Origin of the sequence: Pseudomonas sp. RC10 (assembly GCF_038397775.1) — a bacterium.
In the GTDB taxonomy this organism is placed as follows: Bacteria; Pseudomonadota; Gammaproteobacteria; order Pseudomonadales; family Pseudomonadaceae; genus Aquipseudomonas; species Aquipseudomonas bambusae.
Map to the genome: position 1 here is coordinate 6,034,088 of NZ_CP151650.1, position 24,397 is coordinate 6,058,484.

The 24,397-nt window shown below is 60.2% G+C and carries 22 protein-coding genes and 1 pseudogene; 12 read left to right on the forward strand and 11 right to left on the reverse strand.

Translation table 11 applies throughout. The features are described 5' to 3' along the window. Positions 1 to 19 precede the first annotated feature (19 nt). Both AAEO81_RS27170 and cueR read left to right on the forward strand, forming a co-directional pair. Positions 20 to 2,218 carry a heavy metal translocating P-type ATPase gene (locus AAEO81_RS27170; RefSeq protein WP_341960114.1) on the forward strand — a complete coding sequence of 733 codons (2,199 nt, stop codon included), beginning with the start codon at positions 20 to 22 and terminating at the stop codon, positions 2,216 to 2,218. Continuing rightward, on the forward strand, positions 2,215 to 2,634 hold the full coding sequence (cueR, locus tag AAEO81_RS27175) for a Cu(I)-responsive transcriptional regulator (protein ID WP_341960117.1): 420 nt from the start codon (positions 2,215 to 2,217) through the stop codon (positions 2,632 to 2,634). The genes AAEO81_RS27170 and cueR overlap by 4 nt, the downstream gene beginning before the upstream one ends. Positions 2,635 to 2,699: 65 nt before the next feature. Here the strand turns inward: cueR and AAEO81_RS27180 are convergent, their stop codons facing one another. Beyond that, complete coding sequence (locus AAEO81_RS27180) at positions 2,700 to 3,347, reverse strand: hypothetical protein (RefSeq protein ID WP_341960119.1); 648 nt, start codon at positions 3,345 to 3,347, stop codon at positions 2,700 to 2,702. A gap of 204 nt (positions 3,348 to 3,551) precedes the next feature. Here AAEO81_RS27180 and AAEO81_RS27185 point away from each other — a divergent pair. Continuing rightward, positions 3,552 to 3,748 (forward strand): annotated as a pseudogene (locus tag AAEO81_RS27185) (MerR family DNA-binding protein); the annotation flags it as partial. A gap of 66 nt (positions 3,749 to 3,814) precedes the next feature. Here the strand turns inward: AAEO81_RS27185 and AAEO81_RS27190 are convergent. From AAEO81_RS27190 to AAEO81_RS27205, 4 genes are all read right to left on the reverse strand, one after another. Next, positions 3,815 to 4,309 carry a hypothetical protein gene (locus AAEO81_RS27190; protein ID WP_341960121.1) on the reverse strand — a complete coding sequence of 165 codons (495 nt, stop codon included), beginning with the start codon at positions 4,307 to 4,309 and terminating at the stop codon, positions 3,815 to 3,817. Between the two features lie 1,361 nt (positions 4,310 to 5,670). Beyond that, positions 5,671 to 6,564, reverse strand: coding sequence for a PA4780 family RIO1-like protein kinase (locus tag AAEO81_RS27195; protein WP_341960123.1), 894 nt, complete (start codon positions 6,562 to 6,564; stop codon positions 5,671 to 5,673). A 232-nt stretch (positions 6,565 to 6,796) separates the two neighbouring features. Further along, positions 6,797 to 7,603 (reverse strand): helix-turn-helix transcriptional regulator, encoded by an 807-nt coding sequence (locus AAEO81_RS27200; RefSeq protein ID WP_341960124.1) that lies wholly within the window; start codon positions 7,601 to 7,603, stop codon positions 6,797 to 6,799. 170 nt (positions 7,604 to 7,773) lie between these two features. After that, complete coding sequence (locus tag AAEO81_RS27205) at positions 7,774 to 9,051, reverse strand: acetyl-CoA C-acetyltransferase (RefSeq protein WP_341960126.1); 1,278 nt, start codon at positions 9,049 to 9,051, stop codon at positions 7,774 to 7,776. Between the two features lie 104 nt (positions 9,052 to 9,155). Here AAEO81_RS27205 and AAEO81_RS27210 point away from each other — a divergent pair, with 104 nt between their 5' ends. The 7 genes from AAEO81_RS27210 to AAEO81_RS27240 all read left to right on the forward strand — a co-directional run bounded on the left by AAEO81_RS27210 (position 9,156) and on the right by AAEO81_RS27240 (position 16,072). Continuing rightward, a complete protein-coding gene (locus tag AAEO81_RS27210) occupies positions 9,156 to 10,511 on the forward strand; it encodes a 3-oxoacyl-ACP reductase (RefSeq protein ID WP_341960128.1) in 1,356 nt (451 codons plus the stop codon). A gap of 19 nt (positions 10,512 to 10,530) precedes the next feature. Further along, positions 10,531 to 11,388 (forward strand): MaoC/PaaZ C-terminal domain-containing protein, encoded by an 858-nt coding sequence (locus tag AAEO81_RS27215; protein ID WP_341960130.1) that lies wholly within the window; start codon positions 10,531 to 10,533, stop codon positions 11,386 to 11,388. A gap of 204 nt (positions 11,389 to 11,592) precedes the next feature. After that, positions 11,593 to 11,898: a nucleotide pyrophosphohydrolase gene (locus tag AAEO81_RS27220; protein ID WP_341960132.1), complete on the forward strand. Its 306-nt coding sequence runs from the start codon at positions 11,593 to 11,595 to the stop codon at positions 11,896 to 11,898. Further along, positions 11,895 to 12,644 carry a methyltransferase gene (locus AAEO81_RS27225; RefSeq protein WP_341960133.1) on the forward strand — a complete coding sequence of 250 codons (750 nt, stop codon included), beginning with the start codon at positions 11,895 to 11,897 and terminating at the stop codon, positions 12,642 to 12,644. The genes AAEO81_RS27220 and AAEO81_RS27225 overlap by 4 nt, the downstream gene beginning before the upstream one ends. Positions 12,645 to 12,664: 20 nt before the next feature. Continuing rightward, positions 12,665 to 13,276, forward strand: coding sequence for a DUF4136 domain-containing protein (locus AAEO81_RS27230; protein ID WP_341960135.1), 612 nt, complete (start codon positions 12,665 to 12,667; stop codon positions 13,274 to 13,276). Positions 13,277 to 13,306: 30 nt separating this feature from the next. Beyond that, on the forward strand, positions 13,307 to 13,873 hold the full coding sequence (locus tag AAEO81_RS27235) for a DUF4136 domain-containing protein (protein WP_341960137.1): 567 nt from the start codon (positions 13,307 to 13,309) through the stop codon (positions 13,871 to 13,873). A gap of 189 nt (positions 13,874 to 14,062) precedes the next feature. Next, entirely contained in the window at positions 14,063 to 16,072 is a 2,010-nt protein-coding gene (locus AAEO81_RS27240) for a pilus assembly protein TadG-related protein (RefSeq protein WP_341960139.1), read from the forward strand. A 676-nt stretch (positions 16,073 to 16,748) separates the two neighbouring features. Here the strand turns inward: AAEO81_RS27240 and AAEO81_RS27245 are convergent. After that, positions 16,749 to 19,526 carry an ATP-binding protein gene (locus AAEO81_RS27245; RefSeq protein WP_341960140.1) on the reverse strand — a complete coding sequence of 926 codons (2,778 nt, stop codon included), beginning with the start codon at positions 19,524 to 19,526 and terminating at the stop codon, positions 16,749 to 16,751. After that, entirely contained in the window at positions 19,516 to 19,986 is a 471-nt protein-coding gene (locus tag AAEO81_RS27250; protein ID WP_166598345.1) for a TadE/TadG family type IV pilus assembly protein, read from the reverse strand. Before AAEO81_RS27250 ends, AAEO81_RS27245 begins: the two co-directional genes overlap by 11 nt. 75 nt (positions 19,987 to 20,061) lie before the next feature. On the opposite strand from AAEO81_RS27250, the gene AAEO81_RS27255 reads away from it, so the two are divergent. Both AAEO81_RS27255 and AAEO81_RS27260 read left to right on the forward strand, forming a co-directional pair. Next, a complete protein-coding gene (locus AAEO81_RS27255; protein ID WP_341960143.1) occupies positions 20,062 to 20,532 on the forward strand; it encodes a prepilin peptidase in 471 nt (156 codons plus the stop codon). A gap of 151 nt (positions 20,533 to 20,683) precedes the next feature. Continuing rightward, positions 20,684 to 21,445, forward strand: a complete 762-nt coding sequence (locus AAEO81_RS27260; protein ID WP_341960145.1) for a response regulator transcription factor — start codon at positions 20,684 to 20,686, stop codon at positions 21,443 to 21,445. A gap of 160 nt (positions 21,446 to 21,605) precedes the next feature. On the opposite strand, the gene AAEO81_RS27265 is transcribed toward AAEO81_RS27260, so the two are convergent. Genes AAEO81_RS27265 through AAEO81_RS27280 form a run of 4 tightly spaced genes read right to left on the reverse strand, consistent with a single transcriptional unit; the run spans position 21,606 to position 24,394 of the window. Then, positions 21,606 to 21,887: a DUF3613 domain-containing protein gene (locus tag AAEO81_RS27265; RefSeq protein WP_341960148.1), complete on the reverse strand. Its 282-nt coding sequence runs from the start codon at positions 21,885 to 21,887 to the stop codon at positions 21,606 to 21,608. Beyond that, positions 21,884 to 22,612 (reverse strand): tetratricopeptide repeat protein, encoded by a 729-nt coding sequence (locus tag AAEO81_RS27270; RefSeq protein ID WP_341960149.1) that lies wholly within the window; start codon positions 22,610 to 22,612, stop codon positions 21,884 to 21,886. The genes AAEO81_RS27265 and AAEO81_RS27270 overlap by 4 nt, the downstream gene beginning before the upstream one ends. A gap of 8 nt (positions 22,613 to 22,620) precedes the next feature. Further along, positions 22,621 to 23,508 (reverse strand): type II secretion system F family protein, encoded by an 888-nt coding sequence (locus tag AAEO81_RS27275; RefSeq protein ID WP_341960150.1) that lies wholly within the window; start codon positions 23,506 to 23,508, stop codon positions 22,621 to 22,623. 1 nt (position 23,509) lies between these two features. After that, entirely contained in the window at positions 23,510 to 24,394 is an 885-nt protein-coding gene (locus AAEO81_RS27280; RefSeq protein WP_341960153.1) for a type II secretion system F family protein, read from the reverse strand. Between the last annotated feature and the right edge of the window lie 3 nt (positions 24,395 to 24,397).

Consider the following 24,397-nt stretch of genomic DNA (forward strand, 5'->3'; position numbering starts at 1 on the left):
CCTTCAAGGAGTCCTCAGGATGTCCATTCCCGATACGTTCGACCTGCCCATCACCGGCATGACCTGCGCCAGTTGCGCGGGACGTGTCGAGCGGGCGCTGCGCAAAGTCCCTGGCGTGAAGAACGCCACCGTCAACCTCGCCAACGAACGCGCCCACGTCGAAGTCCTCGACAAGATCGACCCTGCGAACCTGATCGCGGCGGTGGATAAAGCCGGTTACGGCGCCAGCCTTGAGCAGAATCCTGGTGTTCAGGAAGCCGAGCAGCTGAAACGTCATGACAGCGAACGTTGGCACCTGATTCTGGCCATCGTGCTCGCTCTGCCGCTGGTGCTTCCGATGCTGCTGCAGCCATTTGGCGTGCATTGGATGCTCCCCGCCTGGGTCCAGCTTCTGCTGGCCACACCTGTGCAATTCTTCCTTGGCGCGCGCTTCTACGTCGCAGCGTTCAAGGCCGTGCGGGCGATGGCGGGGAACATGGACCTGCTGGTCGCACTCGGCACCAGCGCAGGTTACGGGCTGAGCGTTTATCAATGGCTCATCACGCCAACAGGGGCCATGCCGCACCTGTATTTCGAAGCCTCAGCCGTGGTCATCGCCTTAGTGTTGCTGGGCAAATATTTGGAGAGCAGCGCCAAGCGACAGACCTCCAGCGCGATTCGGGCACTGGAAGCCATGCGACCCGAACGGGCGATTCGGGTCGTCGACGGGCAAGAAGCCGAGGTGGCGATCAGCGCATTGAAAGTAGGCGATCTTGTGCGCGTCAAACCCGGCGAGCGTTTTCCGGTAGACGGTGAAGTCGTCGAGGGTCAAAGCCATGCAGACGAAGCGCTGATCAGCGGTGAAAGCCTGCCGGTCGCCAAACAGCCCGGCGACAGGGTCACAGGCGGCGCGATCAATGGCGAAGGCCGCCTGCTGGTCAGCACTCAGGCGCTGGGGGCCGAAACCGTTCTTGCACGCATCATTCGACTGGTGGAAGACGCGCAGTCCGCCAAAGCGCCCATTCAAAAGCTGGTCGACAAAGTGAGCCAGGTGTTCGTGCCTGTCGTCCTACTCTTGGCGTTTGGGACCCTGATTGGCTGGCTGCTGAACGGTGCTTCGGCTGAAACGGCACTGATCAATGCCGTCGCGGTGCTGGTCATCGCTTGCCCCTGTGCGCTGGGCCTCGCGACCCCCACTGCGATCATGGCCGGAACCGGCGTCGCGGCGCGCTTCGGCATTCTGATCAAGGACGCCGAAGCGCTGGAACGCGCCCACGAAGTCACTACCGTCGTGTTCGACAAGACCGGAACGCTAACCTCCGGCACACCGCGCATTGCCCACATGATCGCCGTTGATGGCGACGTGAGCGCATTGCTGCAACAGGCCGGTGCGCTCCAGCAAGGTAGTGAGCATCCGCTGGCCAACGCCGTCCTGGACGCCGCACGCGAACAGGGCCTGGTTCTGGAAGACATCACCCAGAGCCGTTCCCTCGCCGGGCGCGGCATCGCGGGTACCTTGCAAGGTCGTGAGCTGGCGCTGGGCAATCGGCGTCTGCTGGACGAAAGCGATCTCACGCCCGACGCCCTCGCCGAAACCGCGCAAGCCTGGGAAGCGGAGGGTCGAACATTGTCCTGGCTCATCGAACTGAGCCCGCAACGCCGGGTGCTTGGCCTGTTCGCTTTCGGTGACACCCTCAAACCGGGCGCCGCGCACGCCGTTAAGGCGTTGAGTGAACGAAACATCAGCAGCCATTTGTTGACGGGCGACAATCGAGGCAGCGCCAAAGTGGTGGCCGACGCTCTGGGCATCTCGGATGTGCACGCCGAAGTGCTGCCTGCGGACAAAGCCGCCACCGTGATCGAACTCAAAAAGACCGGCGTCGTGGCCATGGTCGGCGACGGCATCAACGACGCCCCGGCCCTCGCCGCCGCAGATATCGGCATCGCCATGGGCGGCGGCACCGATGTCGCCATGCACGCGTCGGGCATCACCTTGATGCGCGGCGATCCTCGGTTGATCCCTGCTGCACTCGACATCAGTCGCAGGACCTACGCGAAGATCCGGCAAAACCTGTTCTGGGCTTTCGTTTACAACCTCATCGGTATTCCACTGGCCGCGTTCGGCCTGCTCAATCCCGTGCTGGCGGGGGCCGCCATGGCGCTGTCCAGCGTCAGCGTCGTAAGCAACGCCCTGCTGTTGAAAACCTGGAACCCCGACGTTGAAGGAGACGCATCATGAACATCGGCCAAGCCGCCAAGAGCAGCGGCCTCAGCGCCAAGATGATTCGCTACTACGAATCCATCGGCCTGCTCCAGGCCGCCCACCGCACCGACAGCGGCTATCGGTTGTACGGCAAGGACGACTTGCACACCCTGGCCTTCATCAAACGCTCGCGGGATCTGGGGTTTTCGCTGGAAGAGGTCGGCAAACTGCTGACACTGTGGCAGGACCGGGGCCGCGCCAGCGCGGATGTCAAAGCCGTCGCGCGGCAGCACATCGCCGAGTTGAACCAGAAGATCGCCGAGTTGGCGGGCTTGCGCGATACGCTGCAGGATCTGGTGGAGCACTGTCAGGGCGATAACCGGCCGGACTGCCCAATTCTCAAGGATCTGGAATCGGGCGGGTGTTGCGGGTCAGGGCAAAGGTTTGACTAACGCACCTCTTCACCACAAGACGCAAGTGGCAGGTCAATAGACCGGATACTCGCCGATGAAAGGCGTCATTGCATCCAGGTAATGCCCCCTACAAGTACTTCATAAGTACTTGTATTATCTTCAACAACAAGGGAGAGACTCGTCACCTGCCCGGGGTAGGCGAACTCTTGGATACCCTCATCTCCTTCCCCTTCAAACTGTTTCGAGTGCACGACCGTTGAACCTTCATAGGCTTTCACAACGAACTTCGCTGGAGGATCAATCAAAACATCCAAAATTCGCATATTAATGTGCGAAACAGTGCGTTCGAATTTAAACTCCACTTTTCTGAAACCTTTAATTATGAGAATGTATCCATAAGCATTCGTGAACCTGCTGTGAATCATCGGAGACGCGATCGGCTCCGACCAATCTACCACAAGCCCACTTGCAGACATCCGATGAGTCCCCTCTTGGAGACTAAAAAACTCTTCAGTCCATGTCTCCTCATTCCGCTCCCACTCTCGCACCATGACCTGCCATGCGCCTGAGATCACAGAGCCGGTTTTAGCTGTCAGTGTGTGAACACCTACACTAAGAGACGGCGGAACAGTAAACGACCAAGCACCATTGTTGACCCTGACGAGCCCTAATGATTTGCCATCATCAAATATCTCAACGGGTGGTTCTTCAGCAGCGTTGAACGCGGGCTGTATTGAAAGTGAATCGACCATTAACCACTCCTCGCATGAATCCACCTGCGCCTCAAACTATCAATAATACAGGGGTCGGATAATTTCAGCAGTGCGCCCACAACAGCACACTCATAACTGTATAGAAGAAGATTTGGAACTTTTCTACCCCGCAGGTGAAGTCATTCAGAATCATTCGAAATAACCAATATTGTTCTAACTTCGAAATCTATCGGTGGATAGAGCAGGGCCGGCACGGACATCAAAACCCTACGCGGCAGCACATCGCGGAGCTGAACCAGAAGATCGCCGAGTTGGCGGGCTTGCGCGATACGCTGCAGGATCTAGTGGAGCACTGTCAGGGCGATGACCGGCCGGACTGCCCGATTCTCAAGGATCTGGAATCGGGCGGGTGTTGCGGGTCAGGGCAGAGGTTTGACTAACGCACCTCTTCGCCATAAGACCGCAAGCGGCAGATCAGTTGACCTGACACTTACCGATGAAAGGCATCACGGCGTCCATGTAATGCCCCCTACTAATACTTGGAAAACACTTGGGTCACCTTCAACAATCAGAGAGAGACTCGTCACCTGCCCGGAGTAGGTGAACTCTTGGATATTATCCTCTCCTTGCCCTTCGAACTGTTTCGAGTGTACGACCGTTGAACCTTCATAGGCTTTCACAACGAATTTCGCTGGAGGATCAATCAAAACATTCAAAATTCGCATATTAATGTGCGAAACAGTGCGCCCGACTTTAAGGTCAACTTTTTTAAAGTCGACAATATTTAGAAAGTAGCCTAGATCATTCGCATATCGGGTATTAACGTAAGAATTTGCTCCGAACGATCCGGAAAAATCTACCACAAGCCCACTTGTAGGCATGGTAGCACTCCCCGGGGAGGTGCGATAAAGCGGTTTCCAATCCTCAAAGCCGTTCGTTTCGCCAGATGCCAGCGGATGGTAATCTTCGATGTACTGCAATCTTTTATCTGAACGATTCATCATATCTTCCCTTTATGATTGGCTTGCATCCCACACTTCCAAAAATGTAGAGGCCGGATAATTTCAGCAGTGCGCCCACAACAGCACACTCATTAATTTATAGAAAAAGCTTTGAATCTTTTCCACCCCGCAAGCGAATTCATTTAGAAGCATTCGAAATAACCAATATTTTTTTAACTTCGAAACTTATGTATGGATAGCGCACCCCACTCCGAGGCCAGCGAAATATTCAATTAATGCAGCCCCACTGCACCCAAAGCACGACATCGTGACGAAGGAGAGACAGATTCAGCGACACTGCCACGGCGATGACCGATTCGACTGTCCGATTCTTAAGTATCTTGAATAGGGCGGGTGTGTATGTGAGGTTTCAACGGGGCCTTCAAATTAATTCGCGATAACGCATAAAGCGAAACGAACCTAGAGAAACTAATCACTTACAAATCATCACGTTGAGCCGCCTATCTATCATCATTAGGTAATAGCGCTGTCAATTGTGACAGTACACAATGCACTGCTGATGGTTGAGTCTGGTATGGCAATGTAACGATTGCACCACTAAATCAAATTGATGAATAGGTGAGTACGATGAGTGAACTCAAACGCACGAGCCAGGCAACCCCAAGGACCGTCGAACTTGTGGTAGACGGACAACCTCGAACAGTGCCTGTGAATGAAGATGGTCACTGGACAACGGCAATAGAAAATCTAGCAGCTTCGAATCATACGATTGTTGCCAAGGCCGGCGCCGTGGAGTCAGGAGTTTTTTCCTTCACGAGAGAAGCCGGGCCGGTTACTGAGAATTTCAATGTTCAAACAACCGTCGACTTAGCTCGAGAAGAAACCTGGACTTCTCCCGAGACCCAATTACTCGTACGGGCTAAAGGAAAATTTCTTCACATTCATAAAAACACATGCTACGTAGCTCAAGGAAATCTAGCCGAATTCGTGCTCCCCAAGCCAAGCAGAAGCGTTCACTTTGTTGTACGAATCGACGGTGGGTGTTCGAGCACAGGTTCCGATTCGCGGGCAGTTTTTTATGAGAAGGAGGGGCAGGTGGGTCAGGTACATGTCGTTTCCTTATACCTCCAAAAAGGAACATACACCGTTAGGTACGATGGCAACACACCGATCACTTCTTTTACAACGTTCGTCAAAGAGTTGAACAATCAGTGCGCCATAGGTCAATGGATAAACTCGATCACATGGGTCCCTGGCTCATAGAAGCCGGAATTAATATCTATCAATGATCAAAAATTAATTTATCACGCGAGGAAGAGCCGAACACCTGAATAGCCTGCGCCCTCCTGAGTATCAATCAGCAAAAACCCGACTTGAGGTCGGGTCTTTAATTCAACGCGTTATTGCATCCAAGGCGGAGGCGGTTCTTCGGCTTTGTTCGGCGGTGCATCATCGGCAGCTCTCGCCGCTTGACGTCGCGCTTCATCACGCTGCGCCGCTTCGATTTCGCGCAGCACACTGCCAACGTCAGCCTCTTCGTCCGGGTCGTCGAACTCGCCGGTCAGCACAGTCGCTGGCGACAAAGTGCCCGCCTGATAGTAGGCCCACATCTCTTTGGCGAATCGGGTTTTCTTCAGCTCCGGTGCGAAGCGTCCGAAGTACGAAGCCATGTTGCCCACGTCGCGTTCGAGCATGCTGAACGCATGGTTATTGCCCGCCGCATCCACCGCCTGGGGCAAGTCGATGATGACCGGGCCGTCCGGTGACAGCAGCACGTTGAACTCGGAGAGGTCACCGTGCACCAGACCGGTACACAACATCAGCACGATCTGTTGGATCAGGAACGCGTGATACTCGCGGGCCTGATCGGGTTCGAGGGTGACGTCGTTCAGACGCGGCGCCGCATCGCCGTATTCGTCCGAGACCATCTCCATCAGCAACACGCCATCGAGGAAGTCGTACGGCTTGGGCACTCTGACGCCCGCGCCAGCCAGACGAAACAGCGCCGCCACTTCGGCGTTCTGCCAGGCGTCCTCGGTTTCCTTGCGCCCGAACTTGGAGCCCTTGGCCATCGCCCGGGCATCCCGGCTGTTGCGGACCTTGCGGCCTTCCTGATATTCCGCCGCCTGACGGAAACTGCGTTTGTTCGCCTCCTTGTAAACCTTCGCGCAGCGCAATTCTTTGCCGCAGCGCACCACATAAACAGCTGCCTCTTTACCGCTCATCAGCGGGCGCAGCACCTCGTCTACCAGACCGTCTTCGATCAGGGGTTCAATGCGTTTTGGAGTCTTCATCAGCTTTTATTGTGGGTCCTTCGTTGCCAAACACGCGATTGTTGCTCGTTATACGGCAATCCTCTGCCAGCGAGTAGGGGCATGTGGATTGAGTCATGGATTCAATTGCCAACCATACGTTCCCTGAATCATGGCAAGCAGCTTTCATGCCGGGTATACGGGAGCACATGGGGGGCAGCGTGAAATCCAATGATGCGATAAACAGGTCATGGATGCCTTGTCACAACGCAGCTCACTGTTTGAAAAGATCTCCGGGGGTGAAGCCAAACAGGCCCTTGAACGCCGCGATGAACGCCGACGTTGAGTCATACCCGCAATTGAGGGCGGTGCTGGTCACGCTGTCGCCCTCTTCCAATGCATTGAGCGAGGCAAGCAACCGCGCTCGTTGTCGCCACCCTCTGAAACTCAAACCGGTCTCGCGCTGGAACAGGCGCATCAGGGTCTTTTCCGACATGTTCAGGCGCGCGGCCCAATCGGTCAGTGTGATGTTCTGGCTGGGGTCTTCGACCAGTTCATTGCACAGCGCCAGCAAGCGAGGATGACGGGGCAAGGGCAGGGAAAAGCCGACCTCGGGCAACTGCGCCAGTTGGTCGAGCAGCACCTGCACCAGCCGGGACTCGTGGCTGTCGCGTTCGGGGTAATCCGGGGGAAACAGGCAGAAGGCTTTGATCAGCTCACGGGCCAAAGGCGTCACTTCCAGCACCCGACAGCGATCCGTCGCCCATAGGGAATCCTGAGTGCGAACGTAGAGGCTACGCATTTCAGCGCGGGTCGAGGTGACTACTTCATGGCCCAATCCCGCCGGAATCCAAACACCCCACTGCGGAGGCGCGAAAAAACTGCCCTGCTCGGTGTGAACGCCGAGAACGCCGCTGATGGCGTAGGAAAACTGCACCCAATCGTGGCGATGTGTCGGCGTCCATGAACCCGCACTCAGGCTCTCGGCGCGGGCATAAACGGGCCGAGGCAGATCGGTCAGGGCGGGGATCTGCCGCAGCGTGTCGGGGCTGCGAGAGGGTGAATGTCCTTTGCTCGGCATGGGCGCGCCTTCTGACGTGAAGCGGGCAGTGTAAAGCCTCTCGATTCAGGCGCCACGTCTGTGAGAGCGAATTCAGTCGCGAAATGGCGGAACGGTCAATGCATCCGAGTTGGCCGATCGATTATTCGCGAATGAATTCGCGCCCACAGTCAGCGCTTTGGTGCCGTGAATCACCGCTCGAGGATCGCCGTTACGCCCTGCCCGCCCGCTGCACAAATCGAGATCAGACCTCGCCCTTGCCCCGCCACGCTGAGCAGTTTCGCGAGGTTGGCAACGATGCGCCCGCCGGTCGCGGCGAAGGGGTGTCCTGCTGCCAGCGAGCTGCCTTTCACGTTGAGCTTGCTACGGTCGATGGAGCCCAACGGCGCATCGAGGTCCAGACGGTTTTTGCAGTATTCCGGGTCTTCCCAGGCCTTGAGCGTGCACAGCACCTGCGCCGCGAACGCTTCGTGGATTTCGTAGTAATCAAAATCCTGCAACGTCAAACCATTGCGGGCCAGCAAGCGGGGCACGGCGTACACCGGCGCCATCAACAAGCCCTCTTCGCCCCGCACGAAATCCACCGCTGCCGCCTCACCATCCCGCCAATAGGCCAACACCGGCAGGCCGCGTTCTTTGGCCCATTCCTCACTGGCCAGCAACACCACCGACGCGCCATCGGTGAGCGGTGTTGAGTTACCAGCCGTCAACGTGCCACGAGGGCTGCGCTCGTAGGCCGGTTTGAGCGATGCCATTTTTTCAAGGCTGGCGTCGGCGCGCAGATTGTTGTCCCGGGTCAGGTTTCGAAACGGTGTCAGCAGGTCATCCTGCCAACCCGATGCATAGGCAGCCGCCATTTTCTGATGGCTCTCCAGCGCCAGTTGATCCTGGGCCTCCCGGGGAATCTGCCAGGTCTGCGCCATCAGCTCGCAGTGCTGCCCCATCGACAGCCCGGTGCGCGGCTCGCCGTTACGGGGCAGTTCGGGCTTGAGGTTGTGCGGCCTCAGTTGGGTCAGCACCTTGAGTTTGTCGCCCGTGCTCTTGGCGCGGTTGACCTGCAACAGGATGCGTCGCAAGTCTTCGTTCACCCCGATCGGCGCATCGGATGCTGTGTCCACGCCGCCCGCGATGCCGCACTCGATCTGTCCCAGCGCGATCTTGTTGGCGACCAGCAGCGCTGCTTCCAGCCCCGTGCCGCAGGCCTGCTGAATGTCGTACGCGGGTGTTTGCGGAGACAGTCGCGAGCCCAGCACACATTCGCGGGTCAGGTTGAAATCCCGTGAGTGCTTGAGAACCGCCCCGGCCACCACTTCCCCCATGCGCAAGCCGTGCAGGTTGAAGCGCTCGATCAAGCCCTCCAGTGCGGCAGTGAGCATCTCCTGATTGTTGGCCGTGGCGTAGGCGCCGTTGGAGCGGGCGAACGGAATGCGATTGCCTCCGACGATGGCGACGCGGCGTATCTGGTTCATTGAAATCTCCCTGTCCTGTGTGCGCTGATCAGCCCGAAAGCGTAGGACTTATTAGCCATTGATGTGGTCCACTTCTTTGAACCCCGACTCAAGGAGAGTGTTCCATGGCATCTGATCGCTACATTGACTTCGCCAACTCGGACATCGGTCGCCGACTGGTCGGAGCCGTGGGCCTTCCCGCGCCAGCGCGACTGGAACGCTGGCAGGCCGGGCGCCTGCGTCCGGTGGAAGGTGCGCTGCTGTTGAGCGGCGGCCCGTTGGCGGAGCGCGTCAGCGAGTTTGCCCCGCGCATGACCGACTTGCTGTTCAGCTTCGCGAGTGACTTCAGCGGCGCGCATCCGTGGACACCCGATCAAGGCTCGAAAATCAAGGCCGTCGTGTTCGACGCCAGCCGCCTTTTACATACCTCCCAACTCTCTGGGCTGCGCGACTTCTTCCAGCCGGTGATCCGCCATCTGGAAAACAGCGCGCACATCGTGATCCTCGCCCGCGCACCCGATGCCCAAATCGACGCACTGGCCGCCAGCACCCAGCAGGCCATTGAAGGTTTCAGCCGCTCGCTGGCGAAAGAAATGCGCAACGGCGGCACGGTTCAGCTGCTGCAAGTCGAAGACGGCGCGGAAGATCAACTGGAAGGCGCCTTGCGTTTTTTCCTGTCGCCAAAGAGCGCGTTCATCTCCGGCCAGGTCATTCGAATCAGCGCCTCCACAGCCCACGTGCAGGACTGGAGTCGCCCACTGGCCGGACGCAAGGCATTGGTGACCGGCGCAGCTCGCGGCATCGGTGCGGCTATCGCGGAAACCCTGGCCCGCGATGGCGCAGACGTTGTGTTACTGGATGTGCCACAAGCCAAGTCCGACCTTGAAGCCTTGGCCGCGCGGCTTGGCGGTCAACCGCTGGTGCTGGATATCTGCGCACCGGATGCCGCCGCCCAGTTGATCGAACACCTGCCCGACGGACTCGACATTCTCGTGCACAACGCGGGCATCACTCGCGATAAAACCCTTGCCAACATGACGGCCGACTTCTGGGATTCGGTGCTCAACGTCAACCTCAATGCGCCCCAAGTGCTAACCCAGGCGCTGATCGACGCGGGCACCCTGCGCGACAATGGCAGCGTGATTCTGATGGCCTCGATCAGCGGGCTTGCCGGCAATCGTGGGCAAACCAACTACACCACCAGTAAAGCCGGGCTGATCGGACTGGCGCGTGCACTGGCGCCTTCGCTGAAAGAGCGCGGCATTAGCATCAACGCCGTGGCACCGGGCTTTATCGAAACCAACATGACCGCGCACATGCCCTTCGCTTTGCGTGAAGCAGGCCGACGCATGAGTTCGCTCGGCCAGGGCGGCTTGCCTCAGGATGTCGCGGAAGCGGTGGCATGGCTGGGCCAGCCGGGTAGCGCTTCAGTCAGCGGGCAGGTGTTGCGTGTGTGCGGACAAAGCGTGATTGGGGCTTAACGAGTACGGGAGAGAATCGATGAGTGCACATTGGCGCTATCTGGACACCCCTCCGTCGCTGCCGGGCTTGTTCTTGCAGGCGGCGTTGCGGCGCAAGATCAGCGGCTCACAGCTGCCGGATCAGGGGCTGCGCTGCTGGGTCTCGGTAGACCCGGACAAGGTCAACGCCTTCTCCAAGGTCTGCGGGTTCATACCCGGCAGCCTGTTGCCGCCCACGTATCCCCACGTACTGGCGTTCCCGCTGCAAATGAAGCTGCTGACAGACAAGGACTTCCCGTTTCCGCTGTTGGGGCTGGTGCATTTGCATAACCGCATCAGCATTCGCCGCCCGCTCGGCAGTGTGATCAAGGCGCAAGTCAGCGTGCGCGTCGCTAACCTCAAACCCCACGCAAAAGGCGCGACGTTCAGCCTGATCACGCAGTTCGAAGACGCGTTGGGGCTGCTGTGGGAAGAAGAGAGCACCATGCTGTGCAAAGGCGCGAAGATCGAAGGTGAAATTGAAGGCGCCTACGAACCGGCACCGCTGCCGATGACCGAATTGGCGACGTGGTACGTCCCCTCCGATATCGGTCGGCAATACGCGAAAGTCAGCGGCGATTACAACCCGATCCACCTGAGCGACAGCAGCGCCAAGCTGTTTGGCTTCCCCACGGCCATCGCCCACGGCCTGTGGATGAAAAGCCGGACGCTGGCGGCGCTTGACGATCATTTGCCTGCATCAAATGTGGATATCTCGGTGGAGTTTCAGAAGCCCGTTCGCCTGCCGAGCGAGGTGACGCTGTCCGCCAGCGCGGCGGGGTCTCATGGTCAATTGAAGGTCGAGGGCAAAGAAGGGATCGTGCACATGATCGGGACGTGGCAGCCTGCGGCGGAGTGACTACAGCTTCAGATTCCACCTCTCACCCTTGTAGGAGTGAGCTTGCTCGCGATGACGGTCTGTCAGTCACCATTTCCGAATCTGGCACGCCGCCATCGCGAGCAAGCTCACTCCTACAGTGACTAACGCACCGAATTCCCATCGGCTTCACTTGATTCCGCCCCGCATCCCCCTGAAGCTACCCACCTTCAGGAGACCCGCCCCATGAACCTCGACGAACTCACCCAACGCCTGCATCGCATCCGCGATACCAATGACTGGCGGCAATTTCACAGCCCTAAAAATCTCGCCATGGCCGCCAGTGTGGAAATGGCCGAGCTGGTGGAGATTTTTCAGTGGAAAACCGAGGACCAGTCACGTCAGCTGCCCGCCGATGAACTCGCCCACGCGGGTCAGGAAGTGGGTGACATCGTGCTGTATCTGCTGCTGATGTGCAGCGAATTGGGGCTGGACATGAACGAAGTGGTGCGCGCCAAGCTGGCCGACAGCGAGCGGCGGTTCAGCAAATGAGCGACCGTCATTTTGACCAGTTGGCCACGCGCTTCGCCGAGAAGATCTACGGCGGCGCCAAGGGCGCGATCCGTCTGGCGGTGTTGCAGGCAGACCTGACAGAAAGCCTGCCGAACCGCCCCCTGCGCGTCCTTGACATCGGCGCCGGGCTGGGCCACATGTCGCTCTGGCTCGCTGAACAGGGGCATGACGTCACTTTGGCCGAGCCTGCTGAACCGATGCTGGAAGGCGCGCGCCAGCGTTTCGCAGACGCCGGACAAACGGGCACCTTCATTCAAGCCCCGTGGCAGGCGCTCCCTGAGCAACTGAGCGAGCCGTACGATCTGGTGATTTGCCACGCCGTGCTTGAATGGCTTGCCGAACCCTTCACCATCCTGCCGGTGTTGCGCCAGCTCACCAAAGCCGATGGCTGGCTGTCATTGGCGTTCTACAACCGTGATGCGTTGATTTATCGCAATCTGCTCAAGGGCCATTTCCGCAAAATGCGTCGAAATACGCTGGCCGGTGAAAAGCAGAGCCTAACCCCGCAAGAACCCCTTGATCCGCGCGAATTAGCGGCGCAACTTGAGGGTCTGTGGCGAGTCGAAACCCAGAGTGGCGTCCGGGTATTCCACGATTACATGCCGGTCGAATTCCAGGCGAAAGCCGAGCTGACCGACCTGCTGGAAATGGAGCTCGCCCACCGTCGCCACCCGAGCTTTGCCGGACTGGGACGTTATCTGCACTGGATGTGCCGACCCGTTTGAGGCTACCTGCGGAGACCATCATGAAACGCCTCGCTTTGCTGCCCCTCTTCCTGACTTTGGCCGCGTGTCAGAGCCCCAACCCGTACACGGCCGTTTCCGCCGCCATTCCGCCTGCTCCGCCCCAGGCGGCCAACGCCATCGACATGAGCGCCTACCCCGCTGCGCCCCGTGATTTCGGGCGTTATCGCAACTGGACGTGGCTCAACGGTCAGTTGCCGCCGGGGACGCAATGGGCGGAGTCGGCGCAGGTCGCAGAAGCGGTGAGCAACGGTCTCGACCAGCGGGGCTTGCGGCCTTCGCAGAACCCGCAGACTGCTGATTTGCGCGTCGCGGCCGACACCCACACGGAAACCCGTATTCGTCAGGTGCGTGACGATTATTACGACCCGTACTACGGCGGTGGTTATTACAACGGGTACCGCAACGGCTATGGCGGCTACGCCACGGTGCCGGTCGTGCGAACCTATCAAGAGCAGGTCGTGGTGGTGCGCATCAGCCTGTTCGACGGTCGCAGCGGTCAGCCCGTTTGGAGCGCCAGCGCCGAAACCGGCAGCGGCGGCGATCAGTCGGCGCGGGCCAAGGCATTGCGTCAGGCCGTGCAACACGCGCTGACCGCTTATCCGCCGTCTTAATCTTTCCATTTGCCTTTCCGGAGAACTGTCATGTTCCGCTGCATCGCTGTCGTGTGTGTTGCCCTGCTGCTCGCCGCGTGCCAGACCGATCGGGTCAATCGTGACTTCGACGCACAGCGGGATTTCGGTGGGTATCGAACTTGGGCCTGGAAGGAGCCGGGCCTGCAATATCAGCCCAATGACCCTCGCATCAAAAGCGACCTGACCGAACAACGCATTCGCCAGTCGGTTGGTGAACAGCTCGACCAGCGCGGCCTGCGCATGGCGGCGCCGGGGGTGAAAGCCGACGTCCAAGTGCAGGCCTGGCTGATCGTCGAAGACCGCCAACAACTGGTCACCACCAACTACGGCGGTGGCGGCTATTGGGGCAACCCGTGGGGCGGTTACTGGGGCGGCCCGATCGGCAGTGAGACGCGCAGCGTCGACTACAAGGTCTCGACCCTGCAAATCGACATGCTCGACGGCAAGGACGGCAAACTGGTCTGGCGCGGCAGCACCGAACAGGTGGTGAACGACAACAACGCCAACCCGGCCGCGCGGGAATTGGCGCTGCGCCAGACCGTGCAGAAAATCCTCCAGCAGTACCCACCAAGGTAAACAGCCACGAGCTGTGAGCTACAAGCTGCAAGCAGTGCGCGGTGTCTGACATCACGCGCTCGGCTTTTAGCTTGCCGCTTGTAGCTCGAAGCTCGCCCCTCGCCCCCTCGCCGCTTGCAACTGCTCCTCCGGCAACTAGACTCCCCCCATCTCGGGTGAGTAGCGACGGCTTTGCCGAAGGAGTGCTGGATGTCTCCCCTGATGTACCCCTACGCACGCCGGGACCGGCAGCGTGGCGCCATAGGATTGATGGCCGCGCTGACCCTGGCTCTGGCCCTGCTGTGCACCCTGGTGGTGGTCGACAGCGGGCGACTCTACATGGAAAAACGCTCGTTGCAGCGCGTGGCGGATGTGGCAGCGCTGGAGGCTGCCAGTCGCGGCGGCGATTGCACCGGCAGCAACACCGCCAGCACGTACGCCACGCAAAGCGCGACCCGCAACGGTTTCACGGTTTCCGACAACACCCGTACCCTGGCCACGCGCTGCGGCATCCTGATCGTCGGCACTGACAGTCGACGCACCTTCGCGGTCGACGCCACCCGTTCTGACGCCATTCAGGTCACGGTCAGCCACAGCGTGCCACGGAGCATCGCGGCCGGTGTCAGTGCGATGTTCGACACCACGCCGTCGCCGCCGGACGTTCAACTGAGTGCGGTGGCGGTGGCTGCCGGGGTGCCGCCCGTGGCAGCCCTGACCATCCGCAACACCACGCTGCAATTGAATACCGCCAACGCGAGCATCCTCAATCCGCTGATCGGCGGTTTTCTGGGCAGCAGTGTCAATCTGGATGTCGCAGGTTGGCAGGGGCTGGCCAACAGCAACATCAGCCTGCTCGGCTACCTGGATCAGTTGAAGAGCGACATCAAACTGTCGGCCCTCGATTACACGCAACTGTTGAGCAGCAACATTGCGGTCAGCCAACTCCTGCAATCGGCAATCAACGTGCTCGACCCCAACGGCACCCTCGGCGCCACTGCAACCGTGCTCGGGTTGAAGGCGCTCAAGGTGGCGGCAGGCTCGACGCAAGTGGTGCTGGGTAATCTCCTTCAGGTTCAGGGCGGGACCGACATCGCCGCGCTCAACACCAAGGTCAATCTGATGGACCTCGTGGAAGGCTTCGCCCAGTTGGCGAACAAACAGAATGGCCTGGTGGCCAACTTTCCGATCAATCTCGCAGGGCTGGCTCAGGTCAACGCTCGCGTACAAGTGATTGAACCTGGCCAGCTGTCGGCCATTGGCAACCCTAAACTCGCGATAAAAGACCCCAATCCCAGAACCGGCCCCAACCGCATTTACGTGCGCACCGCGCAGGTCAAGACACTGCTGAACGTGAAACTGCCGGCGCTGGATGGGATCGCCTCCCTGGCCAATGCCGCCACCAACCTCATCGCCCCACTGACGCCGACGGTCAGCAGCCTGCTGCACCTGGATCTTGTGGGCGTCGTCAACTCAGTGACGTGCCTCTTGGGTGCCGGGTGCCAGACCCTCGATCTTAAATGGCTCTCTGACAGCAGCAACAGCGTCAGCCTCGACATCGCGCTCACCGCCACCAGCGCCGAGAGCTATGTGACCGGGTACACCTGCACCACCAATACCAATAAATCCCTGACCACTCAGACCCAGTCCGCCATCGTGGATTTGAAAGTGGGCAAGATTGACCCGGCTGCGGCATTTCCTGCGAGCACCAATCCGGCCACGATGGTTCCCGGCCCCTTGCCAGTGCTGGATATCGGCATCAAGACCTGCCATCTGGTTCTGGGCATCGGCACGTGCGGCGCGCGAACCGCGTTTGCGGGGGGCGGCATCGGTGTGAGCCTGAATACCTCGCTGGGCGTCACGGGCACGCCGTTTACGTACATCTCACCCAACCTGCCGGAGATCAATCAGGCGGCCTATTTTCCTCCCTCCCCGGTCCTGACGACGCCGACCAGCGCCTTGTTGTCGAATGCGCTGTCGGGGATTCAGGTCAACATGTACAAACCCACCGTCAGCAATGGGCTGGGGGATTTGCTTAGCAATCTGGGAACAGTACTCAGCGGGATAACGACGGCCCTTGACCAGGTGCTGGCCAGCACGCTGACCCCGCTGATCAGCGGCCTGATCGACCCCTTGCTCAAGGGCCTCGGCGTCAACCTCAACGCCGTGGACGTCGGCGCCAACCTCAGCTGCAATCTGGGGCAGGCGAAGTTGGTGATTTGACCGAGCCAGGGATCACCCTATATCAGTCGCCTGACACACCGCTTTCGCGGCCGCCGCACAGCTCCGGCTGCTCCCACAGGGTCAGCGCCAGGCGCGAATCCTCCACACACCGCAACATCTGTGGGAGACGCCGGAGGTTACGACGGCAGCGAACGCGCTGGGTCAGGCGCACATCAGCCGCTAGACATACCGCATTCGCGGCCGTCGCACAGCTCCGGCTGCTCCCACAGGGTCAGCGCCAGGCGCGAATCCTCCACGCACCGCAACATCTGTGGGAGACGCCGGAGGTTACGACGGCAGCGAACGCGCTGGATCAGTCACAGATCATTCGCCTGAAACACCGCTTTCGCGGCCGTCGCACAGCTCCGGCTGCTCCCACAGGGTCAGCGCCAGGCGCGAATCCTCCACGCACCGCAACATCTGTGGGAGACGCCGGAGGTTACGACGGCAGCGAACGCGCTGGATCAGTCACAGATCATTCGTCTGACCCACCGCTTTCGCGGCCGTCGCACAGCTCCGGCTGCTCCCACTGGGTCAGCGCCAGGCGCGAATCCTCCACACACCGCAACATCTGTGGGAGACGCCGGAGGTTACGACGGCAGCGAACGCGCTGGGTCAGGCGCACATCAGCCGCTAGACACCCCGGTTTCGCGCCTCTTGCACAGGTACGCCGCCCCTACTCCCGCACAATCGGCAACGCAATCCGGAAGCACGCGCCCTCGCTAGAGTTGCTGACACTCAGGCGGCCGCCCATCTGCTCGACGATCCCGTAACTCACCGACAGCCCCAGCCCCGTTCCCACGCCCACGGGTTTGGTGGTGAAGAACGGTTCGAAAATCCGCTCCAGCAGACGCGGGTCGATGCCGCCGCCGTTGTCTTCGACGATCAACCAAAGCGTCTGCTCGTCCTGTTCGACATGCAGGGCGATCCAGGGCTCGAAATCGCGGTCTTTTTCGCGTTTGGAAAGCAGCGCATCCCGGGCGTTGACCATTAGATTGATCAGCACTTGCTCCAGTTGATCGACGTGCCCTCGCACTCTCACCCGCGCTCCTGGTTCACCGATGCGCAGGTCGACGCCTTTGCCCTTCATGCCCTCGCTGAGCATATTCAGCGTGCCGTCCACCGCATCGATCGGGTCGAACAGTTGCTGCTCGATTTCCGAGCGCCGGCCGAACACCCGCATGTGGTTGACCACCCGCGCTGCACGTTGCACCTGGGTGTCGATGCGATTGAGCTTGTCGGTCAGGTAATCGATTTCCACTTCGCCGTTGCTCAAGCGCTTGAGGACGTTGACCACGGCCATGCGCATCACATTGAGCGGTTGGTTGATCTCATGCGCGAGCCCCGTGGCCATCTCGCCAAGGGTCGCCATTTTGGCGCTTTGGTTGAGTTGCATTCGGGTGCGACGGATTTCGGTGTTGTCGCGGCCCACCGCCTGAATCTCGATCAGCTTGCCGCTGTCGTCGAACACGCCCCGGTCGGCCCAGACCCACCACGCGTGCTCGCGCCCCGGCAGCTCCAGACAGATTTCCGACGTGCTCATGGGTGATTCCGGGGTCAGCTCTTCGATGCGCTTCACGAACGCTTCTTTCTGCTCGGCCGAAAACCATTCCCCGAGGTTCACACCCGGCAACTGCGCAGGGGTGCATTCGAGGTAATCCGCCAATGGCCGGTTGCCGAAATTCAGCACCAGGTCCGGCGTGTAGCGACAGATCATCGCAGGAGAATCTTCCACCAGAATCCGGTAACGCTCTTCGCTTTCCCGAACGCGTTCGGTGGCCTGTGTCGCTTCCGTGACGTCCAGCCAAAGCCCGACCGCCTCCACCGGCATGCCCAAGTCATCGCGCAGTAACCGCGCCTCATCCAGCAGCCAGTGGTACTCGCCTTTTTTGTCCCGCAGGCGATACCGACAGCTGACCACACCCTCCCGCAGCAACTGGCGTGTGCGCTGAAACCAGACGTCGCGGTCGTCGGGGTGAATGTATTGCGTGAGCAAGCCGTCGCTGCATTCCGCCTGGGTCCAGCCCAACACCGGCGTCAGGCTGGCGCTGAAGAACGTCGGTTCAAGGCTGCCCCGGTCGTAGCTCAGCACGTAGATCACCGCGGGCGAGCTGGCGATGAGGTTGTCCAGCCGGGCGTGAGCAGCCGCAGCCTGGGTTTCCTGGTTCTTGATATCGCTGACGTCGAGCATGAAGCCCAGCACGCGGCGCGCCTGCCCGCTGACCAGTTCCTGCCCCTGAATCCGCAGCCAGACCGGCGGGTGAGCGCCCTCGTCGTCACGTAACCGGACGCAGGACAACATCGGCGTCCCATGCTCGCGCAACCCGCCAAGGCGGCTTTCCAGCTCATGACGGTCGGCGGGGTGGATCAGTTGTAGCCACTGGCCAAGGGGCAGCACGTCGCTGGTCTCCGGCAGGCCCAGCGTTCTCGCCAACTGAGGCGCGAGCTGCACTTCGTCGGTATCGGGTAGCAACTCCCACCAGCCAGTGCCCAGCAGGTCCTGCAACACCGCCAGCCGTTCCAGTTGATGGCGGTGCGCCTGATCGGCATGGCGATAGAGGATGGGCCCGGCAAGTGCCGAACAGAGGTTCATCCACTCCCGATCCCCCAGCTCAGGCGCCTGTTGCGCGGCATCGTAGAACCCGAACAACATCCACGCTTTTACAGAGCCCTCTTTGTGGTGGGGCAACAGAAACCCCTCGGCGTTGCCAAACGCGCTTTGCAGATGCACGAGATGGCTGGGAGCGTCGAAGTCGATCTGGTGCGTGACCGTGCCGTTCAGTGAATCGAGGTCGGTGCCCAGGCGCTGTCCGTCTTGCCACAGCTGCGGCGCAGTGTGAGCGTTGTAATGGGCAAAGATGCGCCAGCCCGGACCGCTGGGCTCCGAGAGCGCAAGCGCCAGGCAGGGCACCCGATAATTCTGCGCCAGCTCTTCCAGTTGCTCGGCGGTCACCGCTTGCAACCGGTCGATGTGGCACCCCCGGACTTTCTCTGCGATCTGCCCGGCCACCCGCAGGCACTGCTGACGGCTTTGCGCGACGTTGGCTTCTTCCATCAGGTCGCCAATGTCGAGCAATTGCAGCAACCAACTGCCGGGCAGGTTCGTTGACTGTGCCTGGACCCAGCCGCGCGTGTGCAACACCTGGCCGCCCGGTCGTTTGAAATCCAGATCGAGCATGTGCCCCAGCCACTCCTGCGGCGAACCTTCCACCACCAGCGCGCTGCTCGGCATCAGATAGCTCAACAAACGCTGTGGCGGCGCCGTCGACGCCCCCAACCCCAACGCGCTGCGCAACAGCTTGCTGATGCTGGTGACATGCCCGTCCTGATCCAGCTGCATGTGCCAGTCCGCACTGATTGAAGTGGGCTCGACACTCAGGGATTCCGGTTCGCGCCCGGAAGGTGAATCGCCGCGCCCGAGCCAACGGTTGAGGATTTCATTTTTAAGGGGCAAGTTGCAGGCTCGCTTCAGCAGAAAGGTAGGTCGGCAGATTCGGCACGTCACCGATTCCGGGTAGCGTCAGCACCGGCATGACCTGAGTCAGCTTGCTTTTGGGGTAATCGATCCGGACTTTGAGCAATTTGCCGTCGAAGCTGACAGTGGCATCCGAGGTGGGATTGAAGCCGAGCGCCGACGGAATCCAGGCCAATTGTGTCGTCAATGCCGACTTGGCCTGAGTCGTGACCAAGGTGGCGTAAGCGGCGGGTGTAGTGGCGCTGCCGGGGCTGATGGCCACGCTCTGGCGCACCGCTTCGGCGGTGGCGTTGTTGAACGATTGCATCATCAGCAAGGGCAGGCTGTAGGTCACCAACGCGTAGAAAATCGCGAAGAAAATCACGAACACGAGGGCAAATTCGATGGCGGCGGCGCCACGTTGCCTGATGGGGGAAAAATTGCGAGCGATCCTGCGCATGCCGACGTCTACCCTGACAGTGCTACCGTGCTTGGAGCATAGATTCTTTACGGAAAACAGGACGTTTTTTACCCAATGAATTTACTTTTCCTACTGGTGTGGTTTGCCGTATGCGCAGATCAGGACGCTCGCGCCAGGCGGGTTTCCAACGTTCTGACCTTCGGGGCCGGGCTTATCGCGGTGTTCTATCTGGTGATGAACGGTGAAAGCTGGCTGGGTGCACCGTCGCCGCAGCCTTGGTGGGCGTTGCTGATGACGTTGCTGCTGACGTTGCCGGGGTACGCGCTGGGCAGGCTCGGCGCAGGGGATGTGAAACTGTTGATTGCCCTGGCAGTCGCCAGCGGCCCGGTGCTGGTGCTGGGCACATTCATCGGTGCGGGCGTGACCAGCGTGGCCTGGTTGCTCGTGCGCCAGAGAATATGGCGCCAGGTGGGTCAACGGGTCAGGACGCGTTATCCACAGCTGTCGCCCGAAACGTCAACAAAGCAGCCTTTCGTGCCTTTCCTGTTTTTGGGGTGCATCGCTACCCTCATTTGGGTCCACTAGTCGAATTGCCATCACACGCTATGTACATAGTCCGAAAGTGAGTCTAGGTTTGTTCCTACGTCCGGGCAGAGAACTGTCCTACAGTGGTTGCCATAAAGGATAGGCAAGGCACCGGGCCTGGTTCAGCCGTAGTCGCAGCAGGGAGTAGCGCGTGAACAAGCAATCGGCAATAAAGGTTCTAGTGGTCGACGATCAACCGCTCATCGTCGATGAGATCAGCGAGTTTCTGGAGGGTAGCGGTTACCGTTGCGTGCCGTGTTACTCCAGCCGTGAGGCGCTGGAACGGTTCCGCGACGACAGCGCCATCGCCATCGTGCTGTGCGATCTGGACATGCCGGGGCTTAATGGCATCGAACTGGTGGAGGCCCTGAAATTGCTGGCGGGCAAGAAGCGCATCTTCGAGTCCATCATGCTCACGGGCCGCGCCGAGAAACAGGACGTCATCAAGGCCCTGCGTGCGGGGATTGCCGATTACTACCAAAAACCCGTCGACCTGAACGAGCTGCTCGAAGGCGTACGGCGGCAGGAAGATTCGCTGGAAGAACGGGTCAAGAACGTCCAGCACCTGGGCCATCTCAACGACAAGTTGCAGTTCCTCGCCGCGTCCATCGACGACCTCTGCCAGGACCTCGACAAATCCCGCCAGATCGCCCAGCCCGCACAGGCTGTTAGCGACGGCGACTTCGAGATGCCCGCCATCTTCGAACAACTGTCCCCCCGCCAGCTCGACGTCGCAAGGCTGGTGAGCAAAGGCCAGACCAACTATCAGATCGCCTGCGAACTGGGCATCACCGAAAACACGGTGAAGCTCTATGTCTCGCAAGTGCTGCGTCTGACCCACATGCACAACCGCACCCAACTGGCCCTGGCCCTGTCACCCAGTGCCGCGCGCGGGCGGGTGACGGCGCATTGAGCGTCCAAGCGTCTGATATCTGGACTTGGCGCCGGATTGTAGGAGTGAGCTTGCTCGCGATGGCGTTATGTCAGTCGCCCTGGATGTAACTGTTCGTACGCCTCGCGAGCAAGCTCACTCCTACAGGTCTGCGTCAGATTCGGGGTCAGCGCGCTACCGCTCAATTACTCCCCGAACTGCTCCCCGCCACACTCCCCCCCTTCTTCTGGTCATAAAAATCCGGGATCGGATGCTGGTAGGTGTTGAGCCAGCGCTGCATCGTCAGGTCGCGTTCGATGGGGGCTTGGGGTTGGGGAATGGGGGACGCGGCCCTGCCGCTGGCCTGGAGTTGCAGCCAGTCCTCGGTCTGTTTTTGCGAAGCCGAGGACGGGCCGGGTTCGATGGCGAAGGCGGTGCCGCTGAGCGTCAGCATGCACAAACCTGTCAACAATAGGCGTCTCATGGTTGTCTCCCTGCGACCGTCGGAGCGTCGATGACGGCGGCGACTTTGTCGGACTTGAGTGGCGTGCCTGCCGGGGTGTTTTTGAGTGTCTCGGCGCGTGCCTGGGCGTCGTTCACCTGCTCAGGTGTCAACCCGGTGCGCGACACCAGCTCCGCCGCTTGCGTCCAGTCATCCTGATAAATCAGCAACGTGACCATGTTCAGTGCCGCAAGCGTGTCGGGCTGTTTCAGCTCCATCGCCGTGAGGAACTGAAAGCGTGCCAGGTCGAGCTTGCGCTGATTGAGGTAGACGACACCCAGGTCGTTGCGGATTTTTTCGTCAGTGGGCGACAGTTTCACTGCCGCCTGCAAATACATCAGCGCCTGATTGTTATCGCCCCGCGCTACCGCGAGCTGGCCAAGTCCATGCTCGCCCTCCGCAGCCCGACAGGTGCCGATCAGACTCTTATACAGCGGCTCGGCCTCGTTGCTGCCCAACAGACGCAGCACCCGGGCCTTGCGCAGCCGCACATCCGGCAACGTCGGCGGCAGGCTTTCCAGATGGGCCAGGCTCGCGTGCAAGCGGCCTTCATCGGCCATGTCCTGCGCCATGTTCAACGCCAGCTCCTGATCCGACGTCGGCTTCGCGCAACTGCCAGCGGTGGCCTGCGCCAGCCAGGGTGCCGTGCCGTCAGCGGCGCAACCACTGAGCAACGCCAGGCCTATTACTGCGATGAGCGCTTTCATTCGATCTCCTAATGCGAACCCAATGCCTTGCCAATGGCGACGAAGCCTGGCCCGGCCAATACGATCAACAACGCGGGAAACAGAAACACCATCATCACGATCGACATCTTCGCCGACAGCTTGGAAATGTATTCCTGTAACCGCGTCAAACGGCGGTCATCGATCAGCTGCTTGAGCGCCAGCAGCGACTTCATCGCCCCGCCGCCCTGATGAATCAACTGATTGAGAATGACGCAGGTGTCGCTGAACTCATCCACCGCCAGCACGGCGGCCATCTTGTTCAGCTCATCACCCAGTTCCAGACCTGAGTCGACGCGCACCAGCATCACCCGAAGCTCCGAAGACAGCACCGGCAGCAGGCTTCGCCCCTCGTTGCTCAACACCCGCAGTGCCTGCTCCACCGCCATGCCTGATTCGAACAGGATGCGAAGCAGTGGAATGAATGTGGCGATCTCCGCGACCGCCTGTTTTTGCCGGCGCATGGCCGCCGCGGCCAGAATGCGCTTGGGCGCGAGGTAGCCCAGACCCAACGCGAACATCGGCGCCAGCAGCGGGTATTCGACGTCACTGAAGAACAGCGTCTGCACCAGCATCACGATGCACACCGCCACAATGGGCGTGCCGACCTGGCAGGCCGCGAACAACGAACGCTGGCTCGCCCGCCGCCAGCCGATGCGGTTCAACAGGATCTGAGTTTCGCTGTCGAGGGTGACCGAACGCTGGCCGAATCGGCTGTCACCCAGCAAGCGCAATAACGTGCTGACACGACTGTCGCGGGCGACCACCCCTTGCAGTCGCGACATCACCAGGCGTTCATTGCGGCGCTGGCGGGCCACGGTCAGCAGCAGGAAGAAGCCGGCGATGAAGAACATCAATGCGCTGAGCAACAAGGCCATTTCACACGCTCCGCAACATGCGCCACAGCGCCAGACAGCCCGCCGTCTGCATGCCAAACGCGACCATCAGCATGGTCTTCCCCGAACCGTCGTTCCACATGTGCAGCAGGTAGTTCGGGTTCACTGCCAGGAAGTACGCCACCATGCCCACCGGCAGCAGCGCCAGCACCACGGCGGTCATGCGGGTTTCGCCGGTCATCGCCCGCAACTGCCGTGCACCCTGTTCGCGCTCACGGATCAAGCGAATCAGGTTGTCGAGCAATTCGCTGGCATTGCCGCCGTAACGGTGATTGACCCGCAGGCCCATGGCGAACAGCTGGAACTCATCGCGCTCGTACAGCTCAGCAAAGTCTTGCACTGCGTCTGGTAATGAAACGCCCATCTGCACGTTGCGCTTGATGCGCGACATGGCGTCGTTCAGGGGATAACTCGCCGAGTCGATGCTGTGCAGAATGGCATCACCCAACGTGCGGCCGGATTTCAGGCTGCGCACGGCGTGATCGAGCAACTGCGGCAATTGCTCGATCATGCGCCGCACCCGACGCCGATAGCGAAAGCTGACGTAGAAACGCAACACGATGACCGGCAGCAAAATGCCCAGCATCAGACCAAACCCGTCGTGCAGCAGATAGCCCAGCAACATCGCCATCACCCAGACGGTGAGGGCCAGCGGCAAGCGCTCGGTGGGCCGCCCCAACCCTGCCCGCAGAAAGGCGCGTTCTATTCGCGCCAGACCCGGTTTCGCGGCTTCGGGTTCAGGCTGCCCCAATGACAGGCGCGCCATGACGCGGTCATGAGCGCCCTGATTCAGCCCGCGATAAAACAGGTAGAACGACAGCAGCATCAGCAACATGAAGACGAGCCCGAGGATAATCGCGCCTTTCACCTG

Bases quoted from the DNA above. Each gene is read 5' to 3' on its own strand.
- AAEO81_RS27195 (WP_341960123.1), bottom strand. From the start codon at position 6,564: ATGAAGACTCCAAAACGCATTGAACCCCTGATCGAAGACGGTCTGGTA.
- AAEO81_RS27205 (WP_341960126.1), bottom strand. From the start codon at position 9,051: ATGAACCAGATACGCCGCGTCGCCATCGTCGGAGGCAATCGCATTCCG.
- AAEO81_RS27270 (WP_341960149.1), bottom strand. From the start codon at position 22,612: ATGAAAGCGCTCATCGCAGTAATAGGCCTGGCGTTGCTCAGTGGTTGC.
- AAEO81_RS27190 (WP_341960121.1), bottom strand. From the start codon at position 4,309: ATGAATCGTTCAGATAAAAGATTGCAGTACATCGAAGATTACCATCCG.
- AAEO81_RS27240 (WP_341960139.1), top strand. From the start codon at position 14,063: ATGTCTCCCCTGATGTACCCCTACGCACGCCGGGACCGGCAGCGTGGC.
- AAEO81_RS27235 (WP_341960137.1), top strand. From the start codon at position 13,307: ATGTTCCGCTGCATCGCTGTCGTGTGTGTTGCCCTGCTGCTCGCCGCG.
- AAEO81_RS27275 (WP_341960150.1), bottom strand. From the start codon at position 23,508: ATGGCCTTGTTGCTCAGCGCATTGATGTTCTTCATCGCCGGCTTCTTC.
- AAEO81_RS27180 (WP_341960119.1), bottom strand. From the start codon at position 3,347: ATGGTCGATTCACTTTCAATACAGCCCGCGTTCAACGCTGCTGAAGAA.
- AAEO81_RS27215 (WP_341960130.1), top strand. From the start codon at position 10,531: ATGAGTGCACATTGGCGCTATCTGGACACCCCTCCGTCGCTGCCGGGC.
- AAEO81_RS27230 (WP_341960135.1), top strand. From the start codon at position 12,665: ATGAAACGCCTCGCTTTGCTGCCCCTCTTCCTGACTTTGGCCGCGTGT.
- cueR (WP_341960117.1), top strand. From the start codon at position 2,215: ATGAACATCGGCCAAGCCGCCAAGAGCAGCGGCCTCAGCGCCAAGATG.
- AAEO81_RS27200 (WP_341960124.1), bottom strand. From the start codon at position 7,603: ATGCCGAGCAAAGGACATTCACCCTCTCGCAGCCCCGACACGCTGCGG.
- AAEO81_RS27210 (WP_341960128.1), top strand. From the start codon at position 9,156: ATGGCATCTGATCGCTACATTGACTTCGCCAACTCGGACATCGGTCGC.
- AAEO81_RS27225 (WP_341960133.1), top strand. From the start codon at position 11,895: ATGAGCGACCGTCATTTTGACCAGTTGGCCACGCGCTTCGCCGAGAAG.
- AAEO81_RS27220 (WP_341960132.1), top strand. From the start codon at position 11,593: ATGAACCTCGACGAACTCACCCAACGCCTGCATCGCATCCGCGATACC.
- AAEO81_RS27250 (WP_166598345.1), bottom strand. From the start codon at position 19,986: ATGCGCAGGATCGCTCGCAATTTTTCCCCCATCAGGCAACGTGGCGCC.
- AAEO81_RS27170 (WP_341960114.1), top strand. From the start codon at position 20: ATGTCCATTCCCGATACGTTCGACCTGCCCATCACCGGCATGACCTGC.
- AAEO81_RS27255 (WP_341960143.1), top strand. From the start codon at position 20,062: ATGAATTTACTTTTCCTACTGGTGTGGTTTGCCGTATGCGCAGATCAG.
- AAEO81_RS27265 (WP_341960148.1), bottom strand. From the start codon at position 21,887: ATGAGACGCCTATTGTTGACAGGTTTGTGCATGCTGACGCTCAGCGGC.